The 21600-nt window shown below is 42.4% G+C and carries 22 protein-coding genes; 12 read left to right on the top strand and 10 right to left on the bottom strand.

The window, feature by feature from the left end; all coding sequences use genetic code 11:
* Positions 1–17 precede the first annotated feature (17 nt).
* From BW980_RS00645 to BW980_RS00635, 3 genes are all read left to right on the top strand, one after another.
* Positions 18–1568, top strand: coding sequence for a hypothetical protein (locus BW980_RS00645; RefSeq protein ID WP_076453052.1), 1551 nt, complete (start codon positions 18–20; stop codon positions 1566–1568).
* A gap of 58 nt (positions 1569–1626) precedes the next feature.
* The gene (locus BW980_RS00640; RefSeq protein WP_076453051.1) at positions 1627–2700 is read left to right on the top strand and encodes a PA0069 family radical SAM protein; all 1074 of its coding nucleotides are present in this window, start codon (positions 1627–1629) and stop codon (positions 2698–2700) included.
* Between the two features lie 66 nt (positions 2701–2766).
* The gene (locus BW980_RS00635; RefSeq protein ID WP_076453050.1) at positions 2767–3324 is read left to right on the top strand and encodes a porin family protein; all 558 of its coding nucleotides are present in this window, start codon (positions 2767–2769) and stop codon (positions 3322–3324) included.
* Positions 3325–3419: 95 nt separating this feature from the next.
* On the opposite strand, the gene BW980_RS00630 is transcribed toward BW980_RS00635, so the two are convergent.
* The 4 genes from BW980_RS00630 to BW980_RS00615 form a co-directional block, all read right to left on the bottom strand.
* Positions 3420–4844 carry a Gfo/Idh/MocA family protein gene (locus BW980_RS00630; protein ID WP_076453049.1) on the bottom strand — a complete coding sequence of 475 codons (1425 nt, stop codon included), beginning with the start codon at positions 4842–4844 and terminating at the stop codon, positions 3420–3422.
* 75 nt (positions 4845–4919) lie between these two features.
* Positions 4920–5612, bottom strand: a complete 693-nt coding sequence (locus BW980_RS00625) for an HD domain-containing protein (RefSeq protein ID WP_076453048.1) — start codon at positions 5610–5612, stop codon at positions 4920–4922.
* A gap of 1 nt (position 5613) precedes the next feature.
* Positions 5614–6354 carry a lysophospholipid acyltransferase family protein gene (locus tag BW980_RS00620; protein ID WP_076453047.1) on the bottom strand — a complete coding sequence of 247 codons (741 nt, stop codon included), beginning with the start codon at positions 6352–6354 and terminating at the stop codon, positions 5614–5616.
* An 86-nt stretch (positions 6355–6440) separates the two neighbouring features.
* Entirely contained in the window at positions 6441–6851 is a 411-nt protein-coding gene (locus tag BW980_RS00615; RefSeq protein WP_076453046.1) for a BrxA/BrxB family bacilliredoxin, read from the bottom strand.
* Between the two features lie 208 nt (positions 6852–7059).
* On the opposite strand from BW980_RS00615, the gene BW980_RS00605 reads away from it, so the two are divergent.
* From BW980_RS00605 to BW980_RS00590, 4 genes are all read left to right on the top strand, one after another.
* Entirely contained in the window at positions 7060–7797 is a 738-nt protein-coding gene (locus BW980_RS00605) for a tellurite resistance TerB family protein (RefSeq protein WP_076453746.1), read from the top strand.
* Between the two features lie 45 nt (positions 7798–7842).
* Positions 7843–8427 (top strand): HupE/UreJ family protein, encoded by a 585-nt coding sequence (locus BW980_RS00600; RefSeq protein ID WP_076453044.1) that lies wholly within the window; start codon positions 7843–7845, stop codon positions 8425–8427.
* Between the two features lie 124 nt (positions 8428–8551).
* Entirely contained in the window at positions 8552–9001 is a 450-nt protein-coding gene (locus BW980_RS00595; RefSeq protein WP_076453043.1) for a deoxycytidylate deaminase, read from the top strand.
* Between the two features lie 3 nt (positions 9002–9004).
* Positions 9005–10630 carry a S41 family peptidase gene (locus BW980_RS00590; RefSeq protein ID WP_076453042.1) on the top strand — a complete coding sequence of 542 codons (1626 nt, stop codon included), beginning with the start codon at positions 9005–9007 and terminating at the stop codon, positions 10628–10630.
* Here the strand turns inward: BW980_RS00590 and BW980_RS00585 are convergent.
* Both BW980_RS00585 and BW980_RS00580 read right to left on the bottom strand, forming a co-directional pair.
* On the bottom strand, positions 10627–10833 hold the full coding sequence (locus BW980_RS00585) for a hypothetical protein (protein ID WP_076453745.1): 207 nt from the start codon (positions 10831–10833) through the stop codon (positions 10627–10629). The two genes, BW980_RS00590 and BW980_RS00585, sit on opposite strands and share 4 nt — an antisense overlap.
* A 47-nt stretch (positions 10834–10880) precedes the next feature.
* A complete protein-coding gene (locus tag BW980_RS00580; RefSeq protein WP_076453041.1) occupies positions 10881–11459 on the bottom strand; it encodes a MarC family protein in 579 nt (192 codons plus the stop codon).
* A 122-nt stretch (positions 11460–11581) separates the two neighbouring features.
* Here BW980_RS00580 and BW980_RS00575 point away from each other — a divergent pair, with 122 nt between their 5' ends.
* Entirely contained in the window at positions 11582–12154 is a 573-nt protein-coding gene (locus tag BW980_RS00575; RefSeq protein ID WP_076453040.1) for a DUF3109 family protein, read from the top strand.
* Here BW980_RS00575 and BW980_RS00570 read toward each other — a convergent pair.
* Both BW980_RS00570 and BW980_RS00565 read right to left on the bottom strand, forming a co-directional pair.
* The gene (locus BW980_RS00570) at positions 12144–14042 is read right to left on the bottom strand and encodes a tetratricopeptide repeat-containing sensor histidine kinase (RefSeq protein WP_245799914.1); all 1899 of its coding nucleotides are present in this window, start codon (positions 14040–14042) and stop codon (positions 12144–12146) included. The two genes, BW980_RS00575 and BW980_RS00570, sit on opposite strands and share 11 nt — an antisense overlap.
* Positions 14043–14126: 84 nt before the next feature.
* Complete coding sequence (locus tag BW980_RS00565) at positions 14127–14861, bottom strand: LytR/AlgR family response regulator transcription factor (protein WP_076453038.1); 735 nt, start codon at positions 14859–14861, stop codon at positions 14127–14129.
* Between the two features lie 363 nt (positions 14862–15224).
* Here BW980_RS00565 and BW980_RS22445 point away from each other — a divergent pair, with 363 nt between their 5' ends.
* The 4 genes from BW980_RS22445 to BW980_RS00550 all read left to right on the top strand — a co-directional run bounded on the left by BW980_RS22445 (position 15225) and on the right by BW980_RS00550 (position 20258).
* Complete coding sequence (locus BW980_RS22445) at positions 15225–15398, top strand: hypothetical protein (protein ID WP_175609827.1); 174 nt, start codon at positions 15225–15227, stop codon at positions 15396–15398.
* A 5-nt stretch (positions 15399–15403) separates the two neighbouring features.
* A complete protein-coding gene (locus BW980_RS00560; RefSeq protein WP_076453037.1) occupies positions 15404–15997 on the top strand; it encodes a hypothetical protein in 594 nt (197 codons plus the stop codon).
* Between the two features lie 732 nt (positions 15998–16729).
* The gene (locus tag BW980_RS00555) at positions 16730–17365 is read left to right on the top strand and encodes a hypothetical protein (protein WP_139327565.1); all 636 of its coding nucleotides are present in this window, start codon (positions 16730–16732) and stop codon (positions 17363–17365) included.
* 58 nt (positions 17366–17423) lie between these two features.
* A complete protein-coding gene (locus BW980_RS00550; RefSeq protein WP_076453035.1) occupies positions 17424–20258 on the top strand; it encodes a CHAT domain-containing protein in 2835 nt (944 codons plus the stop codon).
* Here the strand turns inward: BW980_RS00550 and BW980_RS00545 are convergent.
* Positions 20255–20983 carry a tetratricopeptide repeat protein gene (locus BW980_RS00545; protein WP_076453034.1) on the bottom strand — a complete coding sequence of 243 codons (729 nt, stop codon included), beginning with the start codon at positions 20981–20983 and terminating at the stop codon, positions 20255–20257. The two genes, BW980_RS00550 and BW980_RS00545, sit on opposite strands and share 4 nt — an antisense overlap.
* Positions 20976–21530 carry an RNA polymerase sigma factor gene (locus tag BW980_RS22440; RefSeq protein ID WP_076453033.1) on the bottom strand — a complete coding sequence of 185 codons (555 nt, stop codon included), beginning with the start codon at positions 21528–21530 and terminating at the stop codon, positions 20976–20978. The genes BW980_RS00545 and BW980_RS22440 overlap by 8 nt, the downstream gene beginning before the upstream one ends.
* Positions 21531–21600: the final 70 nt, after the last annotated feature.

Here is a 21600-nt window from a genome sequence, read left to right as displayed (position 1 = left end):
CTTATTAAAACCTACTTATGCGAACGCGAAGAAGCTTGACCGTACTGCTGTTTTTGGCAGCCCTAACTTTTTCAAAAGCACAGGAGATTCCTGTTGACTATAGACTTGGTGAAAATTATTCCGATAGGTATAAATATTCTACCGTATTGACAATCGACCGTTCCGCCCAAGAACAGACCGTATTGGTGCGCACCTATTACGGGGGTATGCCCTTGAGGCCCAAAGGCCATTTTATCGAGGTCTACGATACCGATCTAAATTTGGTGGCGGACTACAATTACAAATATGCCGGAAAACATATGGTCGACGGTTTTGTAAAGAACGGTCAGCTTTACTTGTTGGAATTGGTGTACGACCATAATGATAAAGCCTATAACTATGTGGTACACCAGAGTCCCTTAGACGAGTTTAATTTTACCGAAAGAAAACTGCTCTCCATTCCTTCCAAAGAGGTTTTGAACCCACTTGCGGTCAACAAATACAACCGGAGTTTCGGCAACGGTTTTTCCACGGCCACGTATTTTACCGATGATCGATCGGCTTTTGCCGTTACGGTGCACCATCGTGAAGGGAAAAATGAGAAATACCATATTTATCTTTTCGGAACCGACTTAAAACTTCAGTTAGATTATGACTTTAGCAATTATATAGAGGAAAAGAACTATGCTTTCGAAAACATCGCGGTTTCCAAAGATCTAAAGGAACTGTATTTGATGGGGAAGGCTTTTTTCAAGAAAAGAAGGTTCGATGTCAAAGAAAGAAGGTTTCAGTATGAGCTGGTACGTGTGGTCAAGGGAGGAAGCAAAACCCAAGAATTTGCCGATGCCGGAAGATTTCCCGAATCGTTGAAACCGGTATTGCTGGGAAATGACCTCAAAGTGGTCGGTTTCTATGCCGATAGAAAGGACAACCGCTACAACGGTTTGGTCTATTTCAATTTAGATGCCAATTCCTTGGCGATCAAGGCCAAAAATTACAATCCGTTTTCAGATCAGTTTATGCTCGATAAATTCGGTCGTGAGGTCGATGCGGAAATCAAGAACCTTATTTTTAAGAGTGTGCACATAACCCCCAACAACGATATTCTCTTTAGTGCCGAGGAGTATTTTGTGACGGCGGGGGAAGATATCGGTACCGGAGCTACCAAAAAAGTAGACCGCTACCATTACAACGACATTGTTTTGGCTAAACTCAACGCCTCCGGTGCAATGGAGTGGGCCCGTAACATCAATAAGGCCGAAGTGACCCAAGGAGATGCCTCTTATGCTTCCTACACGGCGTACGGCCATGGGGAAGACATGTACTTCTTTATCAATTCTGGGGAAAATCCACAGAAAATGAGCAAAGAACGCATCCTGTTCAAACAAGGGTTTAGCAGAAACCCCAATATGTTTGTCATCAAGGTAGATGCCGAAGGAGACCTTTCCTATAAAAAACTGGTAGACGACAAAGAGGTGCGATTGCCCATTATGGTGTCAAGACCCTTCGTTGATGAGGCTTCAAATCACCTTTTGTTCTACGCCAAGCGCGGTACCAAAAAGCAATTGGTGGAAGTAACTGTTAAATAGCGACAAGGATAAATGATATTTGGATTTATTCCATAAATTTGGAATAAATCCATTTGCATTGAAATCAAAATCCTATATTAAGGGGAGGGGCGCGCAACAGAACGTACCCAATAAATTTCTTCAGAACATTTATGAAACCCGAGATGATTTTCTTGAGTTTTGTCGGATAGAAGGAGAGGAAGCCGATAATAACAAGACCCAATACATCCCAATTTTTCCGAAGACCATAGTCAATAAGGTCAATAGTCCCGATGTGGGAATGGCTTATTCCATGAACCCTTATCAAGGTTGTGAGCATGGTTGTATTTATTGCTATGCCCGAAATACCCATGAGTTTTGGGGGTATAGCGCAGGACTTGATTTTGAACGGAAAATCTTAATTAAGAAGGATGCCCCAAAACTGCTGGAGGCCCAATTGAAAAGCAAGCGCTGGGAGGCGCGAACCATTGTGCTTTCAGGGAATACGGATTGCTATCAGCCTGCAGAGAAAAAGTTTGAAATTACCCGTGCCTGCCTCAAAATCTTCCTAAAATACAAACATCCCGTTGGTATTATTACCAAGAACGCTTTAATCCTCCGTGACCTAGATGTACTAAAGGAACTGGCGAAAGACCGGTTAATTGCCGTTAATGTTTCGGTCACTTCATTGTCTGAGGAAACAAGACGTATTCTAGAGCCAAGGACGGCCACCATTAACAAGCGCTTGGAGACCATTCGTATATTATCTGAAAATAACATTCCCGTAAATGCCATGTTGGCGCCGATTATACCTGGGATCAACAGTCATGAAATCATGAACTTGGCCAAGGCGGTTTCCGACAATGGGGCAAAATCATTCGCTTTTACCGTAGTTCGACTGAACGGGGCCATAGGCGGGGTCTTTACGGATTGGGTCCGTAAAACCTTACCTGATAAAGCGGATAAGGTATTACATCAGATCGAGGAATGTCATGGGGGCACGTTGAACGATAGTCGTTTCGGAATTCGCAGCCGGGGCGAGGGCAAGATAGCGACACAAATCCATGATTTGATGCGTTTGGCGCGTCATACGTATTTTAAAAACAAGTCTTTTCCTCCCCTGAACCATGAATTGCACGAGCAATTTAAAGATGGGCAATTAAAATTGTTTTGAGGCCATGTTAACCTTTTTGTCTGTGCGGCACTAACAAGGGAAACAGTTAAATAAAATATGTAAATTATGAAAAAACTAGGATTCTTATTGACCGCACTTTTAGCGTTAACCGTTGGCCATGCCCAAGATTTCGGTATTGGGGTAAAAGGAGGTATTAACGTGGCTTCCATAGGCGGAAGCGCCTATTCGGGCCTAGGTAGTTTGGGTACCAAGGTGAGTTTTCATTTAGGGGGAGTTGCGGAGGTTGCAATTTCCGATAAGATGGCGGTTCAGCCCGAGCTGCTGTATTCTTCACAAGGAACGAAGTGGAGCTATGGTACCGGCGATAACGACCTAAAACTAGATTATTTAAACTTGCCTATTTTAGGAAAGTACTACTTTTTGGAAGGCCTCAGTGCTGAAGCGGGCCCTGTGGTCGGTTTTTTGATTTCTACAAACCAAGACGATGACGACCGCTTTAAAAAATTAGATGTGGCCTTTGCTATCGGGGCATCGTACAAACTGAACGAAAACATCTTTTTCAGTCTTCGGTACAACAAGGGTATTGCCAACATTAACGGCGATTCGTATACGGGGAATAGCCAAAACAACGTATTGCAGATTTCGGCCGGTTACGCCTTTTAATCAGGTTCAGATAAAATAAAAGCGCAATAGGGATACCTTAAGAAAAAGGAATCACTATTGCGCATATTGCGGTTGGTTATTATGTCCTTCGCTTCCTATTTTAATTCCCAGCCTTTGCGGTACTTGCCTTTTACCCATTCATTGGCCATGTCCCAGTTGGTGACCTTCATGTTGGCGCCATCCCATAGGATCTTTCTTCTTCCCGGATAATCAAAAGGATCCCAATCACCTAGTTTTTTGCCCTCTTTCAGTTTTTTGTACTGGAAAGCCTTAATGGCCAAGTTGCCCATTAGTACGGCTTCGGTCAAGGGTCCTGACTTTTTAAAGTCCGATGAGGTTTCGCTTCCGTTTAAACAACCTTCAACAAAGTTTCTTTGGTGGCCTTCTACATCGCCGTCAATGCGTTTTAGGTAGGGTGCGGGCGCTTTGAACATATCCATGTTCTTGCTAGGGAGCAATCGGGCATTACGGGAATAGGTGTCTGTTACCAAAATACCTTTGGTTCCGTAGAACACCGAGCCTCCTCCGCCATCGCCGATAGTTTCGCCATCGGCCAATTCATCAGGTAGGTCGGGCATAAGTCCGCCATCGTACCAGTTCAGGGCAATATCGCCATGTTGTTCCGTGTTGAATTTTAATCGCACTATGGAGGAAGCAGGGCACGATTCGCTATAATCGGCTTCAACAAAATCGCCTACCCAGTTCGTAGTACAGCTAGCTTCCGCTTCAGTAGGATATCCTAGGCCAAGTACGCTAAATGGCGTTTCCATAATATGGCAGCCCATATCGCCAAGGGCTCCGGTTCCAAAGTCCCAAAAACCTCTCCATTTAAAGGGAAGGTAGGCGGCGTTGTAATCACGTTGTGCCGCGACACCTAGCCATAAGTCCCAATCAAGACCTTTTGGAACACGTTGTTTTTCGGTAGGGGCAGGAACGCCTTGTGGCCATACCGGACGGTTTGTCCAGCAGTCTACTTTGTATACTTTTCCAATAATGCCGGAATCGATCCACTCCTTGGCCTCTCGGCTGCCATCACTTGAGGCGCCTTGGTTCCCCATTTGGGTAACGATCCCGTGCTCTTGGGCCACTTTGGTCATCAAACGTGCTTCGTTGATGTTATGTGTCAAGGGTTTCTCTACATAAGCGTGTTTTTTGGCGCGCATGAACGGTAACGCTATAGAGGCATGCATATGGTCGGGAGTGGCCACCATAATAGCATCGATGTCCTTCAGATGCTTGTCGTATACCTTTCTATAATCTTTATATCTCTTTGCATCGGGGTATTGTTCGTAAGTACTCGCCGCTCTTCGGTCATCAACATCGCACAGTGTTACGAATTTTACTTTTCCGGTGTCGTTTAAACCCCTGATTACGCCTGCTCCTCGTCCTCCTACTCCAAAGGCGCCCATATAGAGCGTGTCACTTGGGGCAACGTGGTTCTTGCCCATAACGAAACTGGGTACGATGGAAAATACGGTAGAGGCCGCAGCGGCATTCTTGATAAACTTTCTTCTTTGCATCTTCAAAAATTGGATTTTGGTTCTGGAATTGAAGGTACAAAAAAATGTAAAAGAGAAGGGGAATGTGGGGCTTTCCTATGCGTTTACATTGTTGAATGGGGTTGTAGCGACCAGTGGATCCCATTCTTTATAGAATTCCTCGAGGTAGTCTAGCATAAATTGATGCCGTCTTTCGGCTAGTTTTTTGCCGGTTTTCGTATTCATTTTGTCTTTTAGCAAAAGAAGCTTTTCGTAAAAATGGTTAAGGGTAGGGGCTTTTGATTTTTTATATTCCTCCTTGGTCATGGTTAAATTAGGGGCAATATCGGGGTTGTAAAGTTCCCTGTTTTTAAACCCACCATAATTAAAGGCCCTGGCGATACCAATCGCACCTAGGGCATCTAAGCGGTCGGCATCTTGAACCACTTGTAGTTCCAAGGAGTCGAATTTTTGGCCCTGTTGTATTTCAAGTGAATTTTTAAAGCTGATATTTTCGATAATCTTGACCACATGGTCTATGGTTTTCGGGTCTATTCCAAGGTCGGCCAAAAATTGTTGGGCGAGTTTTGGTCCCACACTTTCGTCACCGCCGTTGAATTTGGCATCGGCAATATCGTGTAAAAGGGCGCCAAGGCCAACGACAAGAACGTCGACCTTTTCCTCTTTGGCGATAAGCAGGCTGTTCTTGAAAACACGTTGGATGTGAAACCAATCGTGACCGCCTTCGGCTCCTTGTAGAGTTTCTTTTACAAAAGCAATGGTCTGTTCTATAATTTCAGGGTCGCTCATTTTATGATTTAAAGGAAGTTACGCCCGATACGACTTTTCGTTCGGTTTCGGCCAAAACGGAATCGAAATCAGAGGTGACCTCAATCGGTTCGTGTACCTGAAAGCTAATATGGTTTCCGATACCGTTGGGAAATTTACCGTATTTGAGCATCTTCCATGAATTGTTGATGCTTATCGGAACTACTAAGGCCGAAGGGGCATTTTTCATAAGAAGTTTCAACCCGGTGGCCTTGAAGGGTTTGGGGTGTCCGGTACGGCTTCGGGTACCCTCGGGAAATATAACCGCGCTTCGCTTGTGCTTTTCTATGTAGCGTCCGAGCTTGGCGATTTCGGTCAGTGATTGGCGACTGTCTTTTCTGTCGATCAGTACGGAGCCGCCGTGTCTTAGATTATAGGACACGCTAGGAATGCCCTTGCCGAGTTCTTTTTTGCTGACAAATTTGGGGTGGTGCTTCCGCATGAACCAGATGATGGGAGGGATGTCGTGCATACTCTGGTGGTTCGGCACTATGATCAAGGGCCGATCCGTGGGAATATTATAAGGGTTTTTGAATGAATAGGTGGTTCCCAGAATATGGGTACAGCGCATCAGCGAGAGGTTGAGCAAGGCAACGCTGGCCCTGTGGGCATTGTATCCAAAAAGATTGAAGCAGATCCACTGAATAGGGTGAAACACCAACAAACACAATCCGAAGAAAATCATGTAAAGTAAGGTAAGCGGATATGCGATTAGCTTTTGCATGGTGCAAAAATAAAAAACCGCTTCTTTGTGAAACGGTTTTTTTATTTTATTTCCCTTTTACGAGGGAATGGCAATAAATCGTGGTCTTAGCAAAACTCGTCGTAAGCGCTAATGAGGTTTTCGGCGATCAATTCTGCCGGTCTGCCTTCAATATGGTGGCGTTCTATCATATGGACCAATTCTCCATCTTTAAAAAGTGCCATACTAGGCGATGACGGAGGAAAAGGAACCATAAGGTTTCTTGCCGCATTTACCGCTTCGATATCGACACCGGCAAAAACAGTTACCGCATGGTCGGGCTTTTTGGCATGGCGAAGACTCAATTTTGCTGCCGGTCTTGCATTGGCCGCTGCACAACCGCATACGGAATTTACGACTACCAAGGTAGTACCTTCTTTTTTAATTGCATTTTCGACCGCTTCGGCCGTATATAATTCTTCGAACCCGGCGGAAGCCAAGTCGTCTCTCATAGGTTTTACCAATTCTGGAGGATACATAAATCTTTAATTTTAATGTGGTTAACAAAGATACTTAATTTGTCGCATTTTGTTGATAGACTTAACGTTTCGTTTGGGAAAAAGCGTATTGTGCGGGATTATGGCCTTGAGGTAATGGCCTTCCCTGCCGAAACAAAGACGACTCATGGCTTTTTTGATGCCTTAGTTCTGCCTCCTTTTAATATCTTTGCCCAAATTTAGAAAAGGCATGATCAAATGGTTCGCGGCCATCATTGGGTATTATTTCTTTCGGTTTCCGGGTGCTATTTTGGGCTACTTGGTAGGAAGTCTGATCGATGGTTTTAAGATAAGTGGTAGTGCAGGGGGTCAGGCCATTTTTGGCGATATGGCGAGACAGAAAGTGTCACCTGCCGATTTTGAGCTCAATTTGTTGTCTTTGTGTTCCATCGTAATCAAGGCAGATGGTACGGTAAGTCAGCGTGAATTGGATTATGTTCGGCAATATTTTGTCAGCACGTATGGAAAGGATAAGGCCAATGCCATTTTCAGGACCTTCAATGACATCAATAAAAAACACGAGATATCGGCGGAACGTATTTGTACGTTTTTAAACCAAAGAACACGTTACGAGGTCCGCTTGCAATTGCTTCACTTTCTTTTTGGAATTGCCCAGGCCGACGGTTCCGTCAGTAATCCGGAGATAAATAAGATTCGTGAAATTGCAGGTTATTTGAGGGTGAACTTGCGCGATTTTGAAAGCATTAAGGCCATGTTCATAAAATCGGTGAACAATGCCTATAAAATTCTCGAGATTGATAAGTCCGCCTCTAATGACGAGGTAAAGAAGGCGTATCGTACTATGGCCAAAAAATATCACCCCGATCGCGTAAATACGCAGAACGAGGCCATTAAGAAAGGTGCCGAGGAGAAATTTAAGGAAGTTCAAAAAGCCTACGAGGAGATTCAGGCCGAAAGAGGTTTGTAGGCCTGTTGGTTTTGTACTTTCCATTGTTATATAAAATTGTAGAAAATGCAAGAATTTCTGTTTTACATAAAGATGGGTCTGGAGCATGTACTTGATTTTAACGCGTACGACCATATTCTTTTTTTGGCGGCACTGGCCGTTCCCTTCTCATTTAAAACATGGAAAAAAGTGGTCTTGTTGGCTACGGTCTTCACTATTGCGCACTGCCTATCCTTGGCATTAAGTGCGTATGGGGTGGCTAGGGTAGATGTAGCCCTAATCGAGTTCCTGATTCCCGTGACGATTATGGCTACGGCTATTTTCAATTTGGTGTATCTCAAGGTGGCTACGGCCCAGAAAAGCATGGTCTGGCATGCCATTGCCACGGTTGTGTTCGGTTTGATACACGGTTTTGGCTTCAGTAATTACTTTAAGATGTTGATGGCCGAGGTAGACGATAAGTTGGTGCCCCTTTTGGGCTTTGCCACGGGCATTGAGCTGTCACAGCTTACCGTTGTTCTATCCGTTTTGGTATTGGGGTGGGCCGTTGTTTCTGCAGCAAAACTTAAAAAAACGTACTATGTGGGTATTACGTCTATTTTAATCCTTCTTATGACAATACCAATGCTGGTTCGTACGTTTCCGATATAGTCACTAATTTATTTTCACTTAAAAATAACCGACATTTATTGTCGGTCTTTTTCAAAGCGGGTATCTTAGTAGTCTTACAAATAGATAAAAGGTAGTGATACAGAGTGTTGTATCTTCGCATTAGATGGAAAAATCAAAACAAACCAAATACGACAAGGCTTATTTGCGTATGGCCCAAGAATGGGGAAAGTTGTCTTACTGTAAACGCAAACAGGTAGGCGCCATTATTGTAAAGGATAGAATGATTATTTCCGATGGTTATAATGGCACTCCAACGGGCTTTGATAATATTTGTGAAGACGACGAAGGATATACCAAATGGTATGTTTTACACGCCGAGGCCAATGCCATCAGCAAAGTGGCATCCTCCACCCAGTCATGTGAAGGGGCTACCCTATATATTACATTATCGCCCTGTCGCGAATGTAGTAAGTTGATTCACCAATCTGGCATAAAACGTGTTGTGTACAAAACGGCGTACAAAGACAATTCGGGCTTGGAATTTTTAGAACGTGCCAATGTCGAGTTGGTACATATGCCTGAAATAGAGGTCGAGGTAGACCAGACAACCTAATTTATGAAGCGAAAGCAAAACTATATATGGCCAACGGTTATAGCGGCGGCACTTGCCTTGGGCATTTTTGTTGGGGGAAAATTGCATTTTGCCGATAGTCCTGAAAGGCTGTTCACTACCAACTCGAAAAAAGACAAGCTTAATCGTTTGATCGATTATATCGATTATGAGTATGTAGATGATGTTGATACCGATAGTATTGTTGATGTTACCGTAAATCAAATTCTCGAAAAATTAGATCCGCATTCGGTCTATATCCCAAAAAATGAGATGGATCGCGTTTCGGAGAATATGAAGGGTGATTTTGTGGGAATAGGTATCAATTTCTACCCTTATAAAGATACCATTTCGGTTATACGAACCATACCTAAGGGGCCCAGTTATCTAAAAGGGATAAAAGCGGGCGACCGGATCTTAATGGCCGATAACGATACATTGTACGGTAAAGACTTGGGCAATGATGATATTGTAGGAAAGCTCAAAGGTGAAAAAGGCAGTACCGTAAAATTGCAGGTCTACAGAAAACAAGACGACAAAGTATTTACGGTCAATGTAAAACGCGATATCGTACCCATAAAAAGCGTAGAGGCCTATTTTATGCTCACCGATGATATGGCCTATATAAAGGTCAATCGTTTTGCCGAATCTACCTATAAGGAATTTAAACAGGCCCTGTCAGAACTCAGAAAGCAGGGGGCTCGCAAGTTGACACTAGATTTAAGGGACAACCCCGGTGGCTATCTTGGTGTGGCCGAACAGATGGCCGATGAGTTTTTGCAAAAAGGAAAACTGATACTCTTTACCAAGAACAAAAGAGGGGAAGTGAACAAGATTCACGCCACGAGTAAGGGCAGTTTTGAAGATAAGCCCGTATATGTGCTGATCAATGAAAGATCGGCTTCGGCAAGTGAAATTATAGCCGGGGCACTACAAGACAACGATATTGGGACCATTGTAGGCCGTCGTTCTTTTGGAAAAGGCTTGGTACAGCGCGAAATGGAGCTGGGCGATGGTTCTGCCGTTCGTTTGACCGTATCACGTTATTACACCCCTACCGGAAGAAGCATTCAAAAGACGTATAAAAACGGCAATAAAGACTATTATCAAAAATTTACCGATCGATATCACAGTGGTGAGTTGATTTCAGTGGATAGTATAAAGGTGGCCGATTCGCTCAAATTTGTGACGCCCAAGGGTAAGGTGGTCTATGGTGGCGGGGGAATTATTCCCGACGTATTCGTTCCAATAGGTACCAATGAAGAGGAAGCGGTAGAGAGTATGGATAGCTTCGGCTGGCTTTCTTACTTTATATTTGAACACCTAGATGACGATCGTAAACGGTATAGCTCGTTGACCGAAAAAGAATTTATAGAAGACTTTAGGGTAGATGATATCCTATTTGAGAAATTTGTCGACTACTCTATTAGGCGAAACCTCAGAATGGACTTCTACAAGTATGAAAGCAGTATCAAATTGTATTTAAAGGCGGCCTTGGCCGAGCAGTTGTTCGGACCCAATATCCATGCAAAAATAAAAAGTGCCCAAGATAAAATGTTGCAAGAGGTACTCAAGTTAGACAAGCCCGAAGTCCATGGGAAACAGGAAGAAGCCCTTGAAATCAATGACTAATCCCGCTGTTCTATTTTTTTCTGGATCTTTTTGCTTGTCCTGAAGATCAAAAGCAGCAACACGGCACATAAAGAGGCTACAATGCCAATCAGGGCTATAGTGCTGTCTCCATTAAATGGATCTTGAAAATCGACAATGGTAACGTTGTAGGCGATCAGCGCAACGGCCAATGCGATTAAAATTAAGGTGAATGTCTTGTTCATGATGTGTTTTTTAATATTTCCGGTAATTCCCGAAAGCAATTATCCTATTAGAAAAGCTCGTTGATGTTGGCGGCGAATAGTTTTACCGCAATGGCCAATAGAATAACACCGAAGACCTTTCGTATAATATTCAGTCCGTTTTTACCCAAAACACCTTCAATGCGTTTTGAAGATTTCAGAACGAGATATACAAAAATAATGTTTATGGTAATGGCGACAATGATGTTTTCCACATGATATTCGGCCCTTAACGAAAGCAATGCGGTAAGGGTACCTGCCCCGGCGATGAGCGGAAACGCGATTGGCACGATCGAGGCACTTTCGGGCTCGTCTTCCTTATACAGGGTAATGCCCAATATCATTTCAAGGGCCAGGAAGAAAAGAATGAAAGACCCAGCAACAGCAAAGGAGTAGACATCTATGCCGATCAGTTTCAGTATTTTCTCTCCAACAAAAAGAAAGGCGATCATGATAATCAATGATACCACCGATGCCTTTTCAGACTCGATATGCCCCACTTTTTTTCGCAAGCCTATGATTATAGGTACACTCCCTAAAATGTCGATGACCGCAAAGAGTATCATTGTGGCCGTGGCAATTTCCCGAAAATCGAAATGTACCTTCATACTTCTAAATTTTCGGCAAAATTACATTTATTAAAACGGATTAACGGTATGGAACTTCAAAATAAATTACTAGGTCAAAATCTCCCTTTAAAAAGTATCTTTGCATATCTAAATAGGTATTTATGTTTCAATTGGGTAAGACCATCGTATCTGAAGAGATTATAGAGAACGAGTTTGTCTGTAACCTTTCTGCCTGTAAGGGCACATGTTGTGTTGACGGTAATGCGGGCGCTCCGCTGGATGAAGAGGAAACCGAAATTTTGGTGGATATATACAGTAAGGTCAAGCCTTACCTCAGGAAAGAGGGGGTAGATGCCATTGAAGAGCAAGGTGCTTTTATCAAAGGCGAAGACGATGAATGGGAGACCCCATTGGTTAACGATAGTGAATGTGCCTATGTGGTGTTTTCTGAAAATGGCACGGCAAAATGTGGTATTGAAGAGGCGTATAACGATGGTGCGATCGATTGGAAAAAGCCGGTGTCATGTCACCTATATCCGATTCGTATACGGGAATACACCGAGTTGACGGCAGTTAATTACCATAAATGGAGCATCTGTGATCCCGCGTGTGCATTAGGGGAAGAGCTGCAAGTACCCATTTACAAATTTGTAAAAGAAGCGCTGATCCGTAAGTTCGGCGAGGCTTGGTACAAAGAACTCGAAGAAGTGGCCGAAGAGCACACTAAACAGTAGGAATATGTAAAATGACCCTTGTACCTGCCGATGTTCCATCTTCATGGTAGAGGTCCACGATTTCAACTTCGAACGAATTATGAAAGTCTTTTGAGAAATTTGCCAAACGTTCCTTGGTAATATCTATACCAACGGATTTGCGTTTGAGAATCTTGTTCAATTTTATCTTTTCCGCGGCCTCCCTTCCCACACCATTATCCGTAATGGAAATATGAATGTATTGTTCTTGGTCTTTTGAAATATGAAGGTCGATGGATTTTTTTCCAGTTTTTGACGAGAGGCCGTGCCAAAGGGCGTTTTCTAAGAAAGGTTGTAAGATTAGCGATGGAATTTTTATCGTATGTGTATCGATACCTTCATCGATGCCTACCTTAAAGTCGATTTCATTCGAGAAACGGATGTTTTCAATATTCATGTAGAGTTCAACCGTCTCGAGTTCTTCGGCAAGGGGGATTTCGCGCATCGACGAAGCTTCCAATATTTTTCGTACCAGTTTTGAGAATTTGTTCAGGTAGTGGACTGCATTTTTTTGTTCATTGTTGATGATGTACAGTTTTATGCTGTTCAAGGAATTGAACAAAAAATGCGGATTCATTTGGCTTCGGAGCATGCTTTGCTCAAGGGTGAGTAGTTTCTTTTCGTTCTTTAGTTGGTATTGCCGGTACAATATATAGAATATGCCGGCCAAAAGAGCTAGGGCGATACCGCCGATAAGCAGGGTGGTGCGACTGGTTCGGAGTTCCATTTGAACCATGGCATAGTTCTGGGCGAGCCTTTGTATCTGATTGTTCTTTTTTTCCGAATCATATTTAAATATGATGTCGTTAACATAGCGTACGGTACTCTCATTGGCAACTTCCTCGTCTAATTCATAGGCCCTCATATTGGCGGCCAAGGCCTTTTTGTAATCTCCCATGTATTGGTAGAGTTCCGTCAGTAAATGGTTGGCCCTGGCCGCTTCTGCCCGTAAATTATACTTTTCGGCTATGCGTAGGCCTTCGAGAATGTTTTCTTCCGCACCTGAAAAATTGTTCGTAGCCATTTGAGACCAGCCGATGTTCGTGTAAATGGGCGATATCAAGAAGCCATCTCCCAATTTTTCGGCAAGTGGCAAGGTAGACCTTAGAAGATTTGCGGCTTCGGTAATCCGGTTTTGCTTTAGGTAGATCTGACCAATGCTGTTCTTGCAAATTACACGGCCCATATCACTGTTTATTTCTTCGTTGTAGGCCAATGAGGTGCGGTAGTTGCTTAGGGCTTCGTCTAATTCTCCTAAATGTTCTTGACATTCCCCTATATTCTGATAATTGATGGCCATGCCCAAGGTGTTCCCGAGTTCCGACTCGAGTTTCATCGACCTTTTAAAGTATTCAATGGCCTGCCCATATTGGTTCAGCATAATGTATAGGTTGCCTATACAGTTAAGGGACACGTTTATGCTCTTTTTTAGGCTTTTTGATTTTTCCTTGACACTTTCGGCCAGTTCAAGGGCTTCTTTGTTGTAATCCATAGCCGTACGAATCGATGAGGTTCGTCGGTATACGACCCCCAAATCGTTTAGGCTGGCGACCCTGAATTCAATATTGTCGGTTGAATTGGCTATTTCTAAGGCTTCCTTATGCAGTGCTATGGCCTTGGTATATTGTGAGGTGTTGCGGTAGGCCCTGCCTAATTCGTTAAGGGCATAGGTGCGTCCGGGCAAGTAATTTTCCTTTAGGGTGGTATTGGACAGGTAGCGCATTAAAATGGTATCGCTCTTATAGGGTTGCAGTACGGAGTGTATCTCCCCATAGGTCTCTGGAGCCGCGTTGATCAGGCTGTCAACAGTTTGTTTGAACGAGGAGGGAACAAATTGTGCCTGGCAAAAAGTAATGCTTGTAAAAAACACAAGGCAAATAACCTTTATGGCCACAGGAGGGTAATAAAAGATGAGGGAATTTTTAATATGTATCCGTTGAAACTGCATTAAGTTTTATAGCATATCCAGAAAGTCCGATTTTTTTTGCCTGGAAACGGGAATCTTATGATTCGATTCGAGTATTACATAGCCATCCGTCTTTAAGAATTCTTTTATTTTAGTAAGGTTGATAATGTATGAATTGTGGATCCTGAAAAACGTATCGGCAGGAAGCAGTTCATTAACTTCTTTCAGTTTTTTGGTGAGTACGATCTTATGCCCATCGGCCAAGAATATTGTACTGTAGTTACCATCCGATTCGGCATATAGAATTTCGTCACTGTCTAAAAACACCAATTTGCCATCGGTATTAAAGGTAATTTTTTTGTGCTTGGCGTTAGAATTAAAGTTTAAGAGCAATTTCTCTAATCGCTCGGCCGTATAGTTTTTGGCGTTGTACCTTCTGATTTTGACAATGGTTTCCTTAAGGTCGTCGGTATCTATGGGTTTTAAGAGGTAATCAATAGCCTCGTTTTTCAATGCTTTGATGGCATATTGGTTATAGGCCGTAGTAATGACCACCGGAAAGTTCTTGTTGGTAAGCTTTTGGATAAATTGAAATCCGTCCATGGTCGGCATTTCAATGTCCAGGAAAAGACAATCAGGAGTGTTCGTCTCAAGGTAGCTCAAGGCTTCGAAAGGGTCGGTAAATGAAGCATCGACCTTAATTTCGTCACTGAAATTGGTCAATTCCCAAGAGAGGCTTTGCAATGCCTTAATTTCATCATCAACAATTACGGCTTCTAACATAGAATTCAGCTTTAAGGTAAATTAATCAAATTTAATGGTATACCGTGGTTTCTAAAAAAAAGATGTGCCGTTGGATGGGTTTCAGGTATAATCGGCATAAAAAAATGTAAATATGGTTTTAGAGGTTTAAAAATTGGCGCGATTCTTGATTTTAACCACATAATTAGGCTTTTGTTAACACCAAAATCCCCCTAAAAGTGGGCAAAGTGCTATTTATACAGAAAAAAGCACCATTTACACATAAGGCCTATAAAGCTCATGAGGTCAAGGCTAATTTAGGCTTGAAATTGTGATGGATATTAATGTTTCCCCATTAAGGTTTGATGTCAAACCGGAGTAAGGTTGAACTAAATAAGAGTTACAATGAGAAAGTGTGTTATCATGTTCACAGTATTGGTATTGCTACTAATAGTGGCAATGTATACCAATCAAGACGGGAAAAGTAATTTTGACAAGAATCGTTTAGGAGACGAACAGTTTGTCGAAAATACAATGAATGAACTTTCGGAAGAGTCAGTACTCACCTCAAAAAATTGATAGATATGAACGATTTGTTTCAATTTTTTATTCGAGCAGGCAAATTCAGCTTTTGGATATTGTTTTCTTTCTTGTTCCTATCCGGAGAAACGCTTGAAAATGGTTTTGTCAACACCAAAAATAACGATGCGGTTTATCCTATGGTATCCGCTATGAGCGATGTAGACGAAACATTGGCCATTCCCATGGTATTTAAAATGGATGACAAGGCTTCTAAGAACGGTCGTTTACATACTACACTTGAGTTAATGATGAACAAGGCCGATAAGAACGAAAATGTAATGGGTATTCTAGTTTCAATGTCTTCGACCGATACAACCAATCTGCTGAAGAAGTATACGGTACGGCCTAATGCAGATAGTTTTCTACAAGATTTTAAGGGCGTGTTCGGTTTTGTCAATATTGATGATTTGGGCGAAAAACCATTTTTTGCCTACAACGGCACCTTTACGATCAGTGAGTACAATGGATTATCTATGAGTGGTGATATCCATATTCAGTTTCAAAATTTTGAAGGTCAAACCGTTCAGGTGAAAAGAAAATTCACCGCCGTCAAAAAAAAGGTGGAGACCTATGAAAACTTGCTCGCCGAACGTTAAATTTTTGGGCAGGTGGCCTTATTTGTAATATTCTACCAATGATCAAGTTAGAATGTACAAATATGCTTTTGTATAGTGCATAGTGTAAAGAAAATGCTTATTTTTACCGTCCCCCCGATTGCTATAAGCCAAGTATGAGTACGCCCTAGGGCATAAATATAGAAGAATAGACCAAGCATAACTATATACAAAAATCAATGGGGAACTAGCTACAATTTTATGAAACTGCCAACCAAAAAGGTACGGTTCTAGGCGTCGTGTTAAGATAAAGAACATGAATTGTCCGTCTAATGAAACCACTTTGGGGAACACTCGTCCAACTTGTTGGAAAAGTGATTGCTCGATTATAGGTTTCGGGGGAACTACCTGAATCAGCACCCTTTCTGGTAATAATCGATTTTGATACATTAGAGGAACCGTACGGTTTGGCGGTATCATACCTTATTTAACTTCGCCGGAAATTTATATTTTCCGGCTTTTTTATGTTTGTATCTTAGTTGTAAATAGCTTGTTTTGAGCGAATTGTATTACTTTTTTTTAGAAACATAAGAAGGGGGCTTTGCTATTGATACAAGAAATAGGTTCATTGGTACATCAAAATATACCGATTGAACATGATTGATTGTGGCGTGGGTAAATTACAATCATATTTAGCACGAAAAATAAATACTCGTGTTAACCTTTTTGCGGCAGGGGTAACTAACCTAAACAGAACTGTTAAATATGAAAACTATGAATTACGTACTATTGACCACGATTATGCTGTTGAGCCTGTCGTGTACTCGAACAGAAACTCCAGAAGAAGAGTTGACCGCTACCAATTTCGGATATTACCATTTTCAAGAGCCGCAATACCTAAACGGTGCGGAACTCTACAAATTAGGTGCAATACAGAGCTTGACATTGGTGAAACAAGAGATTGCAAAGTTAAAAGAAGGTATTGATATCGGTAGGGGACGTAAAGGCGAGATTGCCAAGTTGGAAATGGCCCAAAAGAAAGAATCGGCATTGAACGAATTTAAAGGTGGCCTTGTAAGTATTGTTATGCCCAGAGGAGGCAAATTCCCTCCAAGACCGCCAAGGGGGTGTTTTGACGATCCTCGATCAGGATGTGTTCCGAAAATAAATATTAGCGACTTCAATGGTATTGAAATAACCGATGGCCTAGAAGGGGTCGAGGTAATTGTGGTGGACAAAAAAAACAAGGTCCTGGCCAAGGGTTCTTCTCCCCAAACGTTGAAAGATGGCAAAACGGTAATTATGCTCAAGGGAGATTTCAAAGGAGATGCTACCATGCTTATTAAAAAAACGGATACACGCAAATTCGGTCAAGAAGTTGTCTTGCAGGTACCCGTCTATAAAGAATGAATCAATTTCTAATTTAATCAAAGTCCTTCCTTGTGTATCTTGTGAGGGACTTTATTTTATGAACTATCTACACTGTATAGGGTTTTTCTTTGTTTTTATCGCCCAAGGGGTCTCCCAGGTAGATTCGATTGGGCTAGATGAGGCATTCAATCGTGCTTTTGAAAACCATTATACCAATAAAGACAGCGCCTATTTTTATTATGACAAGGTCGTTTCTATGGCCGATGCGCAGAATAATTTGGATGTGCTGATGGGGGGACTTAGCTATTTGATCAATGCCAATAGTAATTTTTACGACCTTGAACAGTACGGAGACAATCTGGAGCGTATGGGCACATTGCTTGAAAGCGATTCCCGCCTCGATAGTTTTGCCTTAAAACAGGTATACGAGCAAAGATTGCTTTTTGACAGGGGTAATTATCACTACAAGCTGAAAGACTATGTAGCGGCCCAGAATTATTTTTTAGAACTCTTCGCCCAATTGAAATCGATACCTCAGAATGAACTTACCGCCCTGGATATCGATACCTTATCCGCCATCTATAGTTTTTTAGGGTTGATACACCGGCATACGGGCAGGTATGAGCAGGCCGAGTTTTACTATACCCAAGATTTGAGGCTGATAGAAACCTATAGCGACAGTATTGAAGATGCCCGGTCGGTCGGATTTAATACCAAAAAATTATTGTCGCAGGTGTACGAAGACCAAGGCAATACGGCAGAGGCCAATCGATTGTTACGGGAAGCCTTGATATTTTACAAAACCAAGGTCGATATCCCGAGGTTTAAGAATAACTTTCTGTCTACCTACATGCTCTTGGCCAAGAATTATATCAATCAAGAAGATTTTGATTCGGCCATTGCGGTTTTGAACGAAAATAACATCGTCAGGCCCGAAGACAATCCGTTTAAAAAGGAGATCGACATGATATATGGCGATGCCTTTTTAGGAAAAAGGGAGTTTTCCACAGCTTTGACCTATTATCAAAACACCTTGAAGTCGTATCAAGCGTACCGACGCAACAGACCACATCAAGATATAGCCGAGGCCTATGGGAAGATAGCCGAACTGCATTTACGGCGGATGAATTTTAAACAAGGGCTGCAGGCGGTTCAAGACGCCTTTCAAAATGCCGGAAGCCATATTGCCGATACCGAAAGGAACCCTAGTCCCGATCAAAGCTTTTCCAAAATCCAACTTTTACATTTGCTCGATATAAAACTGCAGCTTTTAAAAATGGCTTTGGAGAGAACTGCTGAGCCCGATTATGAACAGCAAGCTCTGCAGACCAGTGATGCTATTTTGAAAACCTTTGATGCGCTGAAAGGTGAATTTGACAGTAAGCTAGACAAGCAGTTTTTGGCCGAGCGGGTCTATCCTATTTTTTACCGTATGCTAGCGGTAGCGTACGCGAGTTATGAACGGGATCCTTCGTCAAAAACGCTGGGGTTTGCGTTGAATATCGCGGAAAAAAATAAAGATTTTGTATTGCTCGAAGCCCTCCGGAATGCCCAGGCGACAAAATATGGTGGCGTACCTCCACAATTGTTGAATAAGGAAGTACAATTGAGGGCGGGCATAACCCATTTGGAAAAACAACTATTTGATGCCAGGGATACCATTACCCACTATCAAGAGCAATTATTCGAACTAAAGCAAGAGTACTATGGCCTTTTGAAAAAACTGAGAACCGATTTTCCTAAATACTACGAATTAAAATACGAGAGTGAGCGCCTTGACCTAGCCAGCGTAAAGGCAAGGGTTTTGGAAAATGGCTCGGCCTTGGTGTCCTATACCGTTGCCGGTGATCAACTTTACGTAATCATGTTGGGTGGTCAGGATGAAAAGTTCATGAAACTCCCTTTCGGCCAAGACGATCAAAACCGGGTAAAAGAATTGTACAGATTGCTCTCCCATCCTTCCTTAACAGGTCAAGAACCTATCAAGGAACTCGGTAGTCAGCTTTTTGAAAAATTGCTGGAACGGCCCTTGCGTGGCTTTGATGGCGAAGAAGTCACTATTGTTCCCGATGGGGTATTGCACTACTTGCCCTTTGATCTATTATGCGATAATGGTGATTATGTTTTAAAAACCAAGAGTATCGGATATGCCAATTCGGTGGCTTCGCTGATGAAACTCAAGGCAAAAAGTAAAGCCGAAACGAATAGTGTATTGGCTTTTGCGCCGAGCTTTTCCGGAGAAGGTCCGGTTCAGGGTGCACGGCAATTCGGTAAGTTGCTCTATAACGATGACGAGGTTTCTAAAATTGATCGTTTTTACCATACCGAAGCGGTTTTGGACGAAAAAGCCACCTTGTCTTATTTTAAGTCGAATCTTTCGCGTTTCAATATACTGCACTTGGCTACGCATGCTTCGGCGAACGATGCCTTTCCCGACTATTCGTACCTCGCATTTAGTGCAGAGGCAGATAGTGTACAGCATAATATCCTGTATATAAAAGACTTGTACGACATCGCTTTAGATGCCGATATGGTTACCTTGAGTGCTTGTCAAACGGGTATAGGAAAACTGCAAAAAGGTCAAGGGATGCTTAGTTTGTCCAAAGGGTTTTATTATGCCGGGGCGAAATCTTTGGTCAATACGCTTTGGAAGATAAACGACAAGAGCAGTGTAAGGCTGATGGAGAATTTCTATGAAGGCTTATCCGAGGGAAAATCAAAAACAAGGGCCTTGCGCGATGCTAAACTAAAGTATTTGGAAAGTACTGATGACGAGCTTTTAAAACACCCCTATTATTGGTCGGCCTTTGTCGTTTCGGGTGACGGGTCTCCCTTGTCGGAAGATTCCTTTTGCTGGTATTGGGGTGTGGCCATACTAGTCTTGGTGGCGTTCCTAATTTGGTTTTGGAAACGTCTAAAATGGGAGGTTTAATCCAGTTCTTCTAACAGTCGCTTGGCGGCAGTGGCCTTAAAACCGTTCAGCGAAACCAATTTTTGTAGTTGTAGTTTACTTTCGTCAATACGTCCCAGTTTTAGGTCCGATAAGGCCAGGTACCAAATGGCCCGGTCTTTCAGTTCACCATCGGCCTTTATGTAGTTTTCTAAAAGTGACACCGCTTCTTTGTGTTTTTGAAGCTGCATCAAGGTAATGGCTTCGTAGAATTGTATATAGCCATCGTTATTTTTTTCTTGAAGGGTTTTGAACAATGAAAGGGCCTCGGCATAGTCTTCGTTTTCATAGGCGGTAAAAGCTTTGGTCTGTAGGTCTTCTAGTTCTGCACTTCGCTCAATGGGGTGGACCACATTTTCATAAGCTACAAAGTTGGCATTATAAAGTTCCTCGGTGCTGTAGTTGTTGGTATTGAAGAATGTGAACCACGACCCGATACCGAGCAAAACGATGATTGAGGCGGCCACGAGCCAGGGGCGCAAAGAAATGACCTTGGTCTCTTGTTTTGGTTCGGAAGCCGACATAGTGGCGAGCATCTGTTTCACGGCCTTGCGCTCTTCCTTTTTAAGCGACTTTTGCAACTCGCGCTGAAACTCAAAGTCCTCGGCAAATTGCGTGTCCGTTTCTAAGAGATGGTCGAAATCCTTTTTCTGACTCTCGGTGAGAGAGCCTTCAAAATAAGTGTTAATTAATGTATCCTTATCCATTATGTTTAAGAATTAGGTCTTTTAAAGATTTGAGGCATCGTGATTTTTGGCTTTTCACTACGTTCTTGTTTTCATAGCCTTGTACACGCATTATTTCATCTATTTTTAGGCCCTCTAAGTAAAACAGTTCTAGTATTTCACGGCATTTGTCGCCGAGTTTCTTAAAATTCTCCACTACTTTTCTTTGGTATTCATTGGGGCCATCGTCTTCATATACATCATTAATGACGGTAATTTCGTTTCGGTCGAAAACGTAATCTTCGTCTGTTGTCAACTCCTTGGTGTCCCTGAACTTTTTAAAGATCATAAACTTTCCTACGCTAAAAAGATAGGTCTTAAGGCTACTCTTTAACTCGTCTAATTTTCCTGATAGGGCATTCTCGTATAAAACGATTATTGCATCCTGAAAAATATCCTCCAATACAACATCATCTGAAGTGTATCGCGAGGCGAACCTGAAAAATTCAGATTTATACCCCTTGTAAACATCTTTCAGCGCATTCCTGTCCCGCTTTTTCATTTGGGAAATAAGCTGCTGGTCTTCCATTGGTGTTTGGTTGGTTAAAAAGTAAACATCCCTTAAATATAAATTTTTTTTATCGGGGATGTTGACCTTT

The sequence above is a fragment of the Zobellia uliginosa genome (assembly GCF_900156625.1).
Lineage (GTDB): Bacteria > Bacteroidota > Bacteroidia > Flavobacteriales > Flavobacteriaceae > Zobellia > Zobellia uliginosa.
This window is presented reverse-complemented; position numbering and strand designations above follow the sequence as displayed.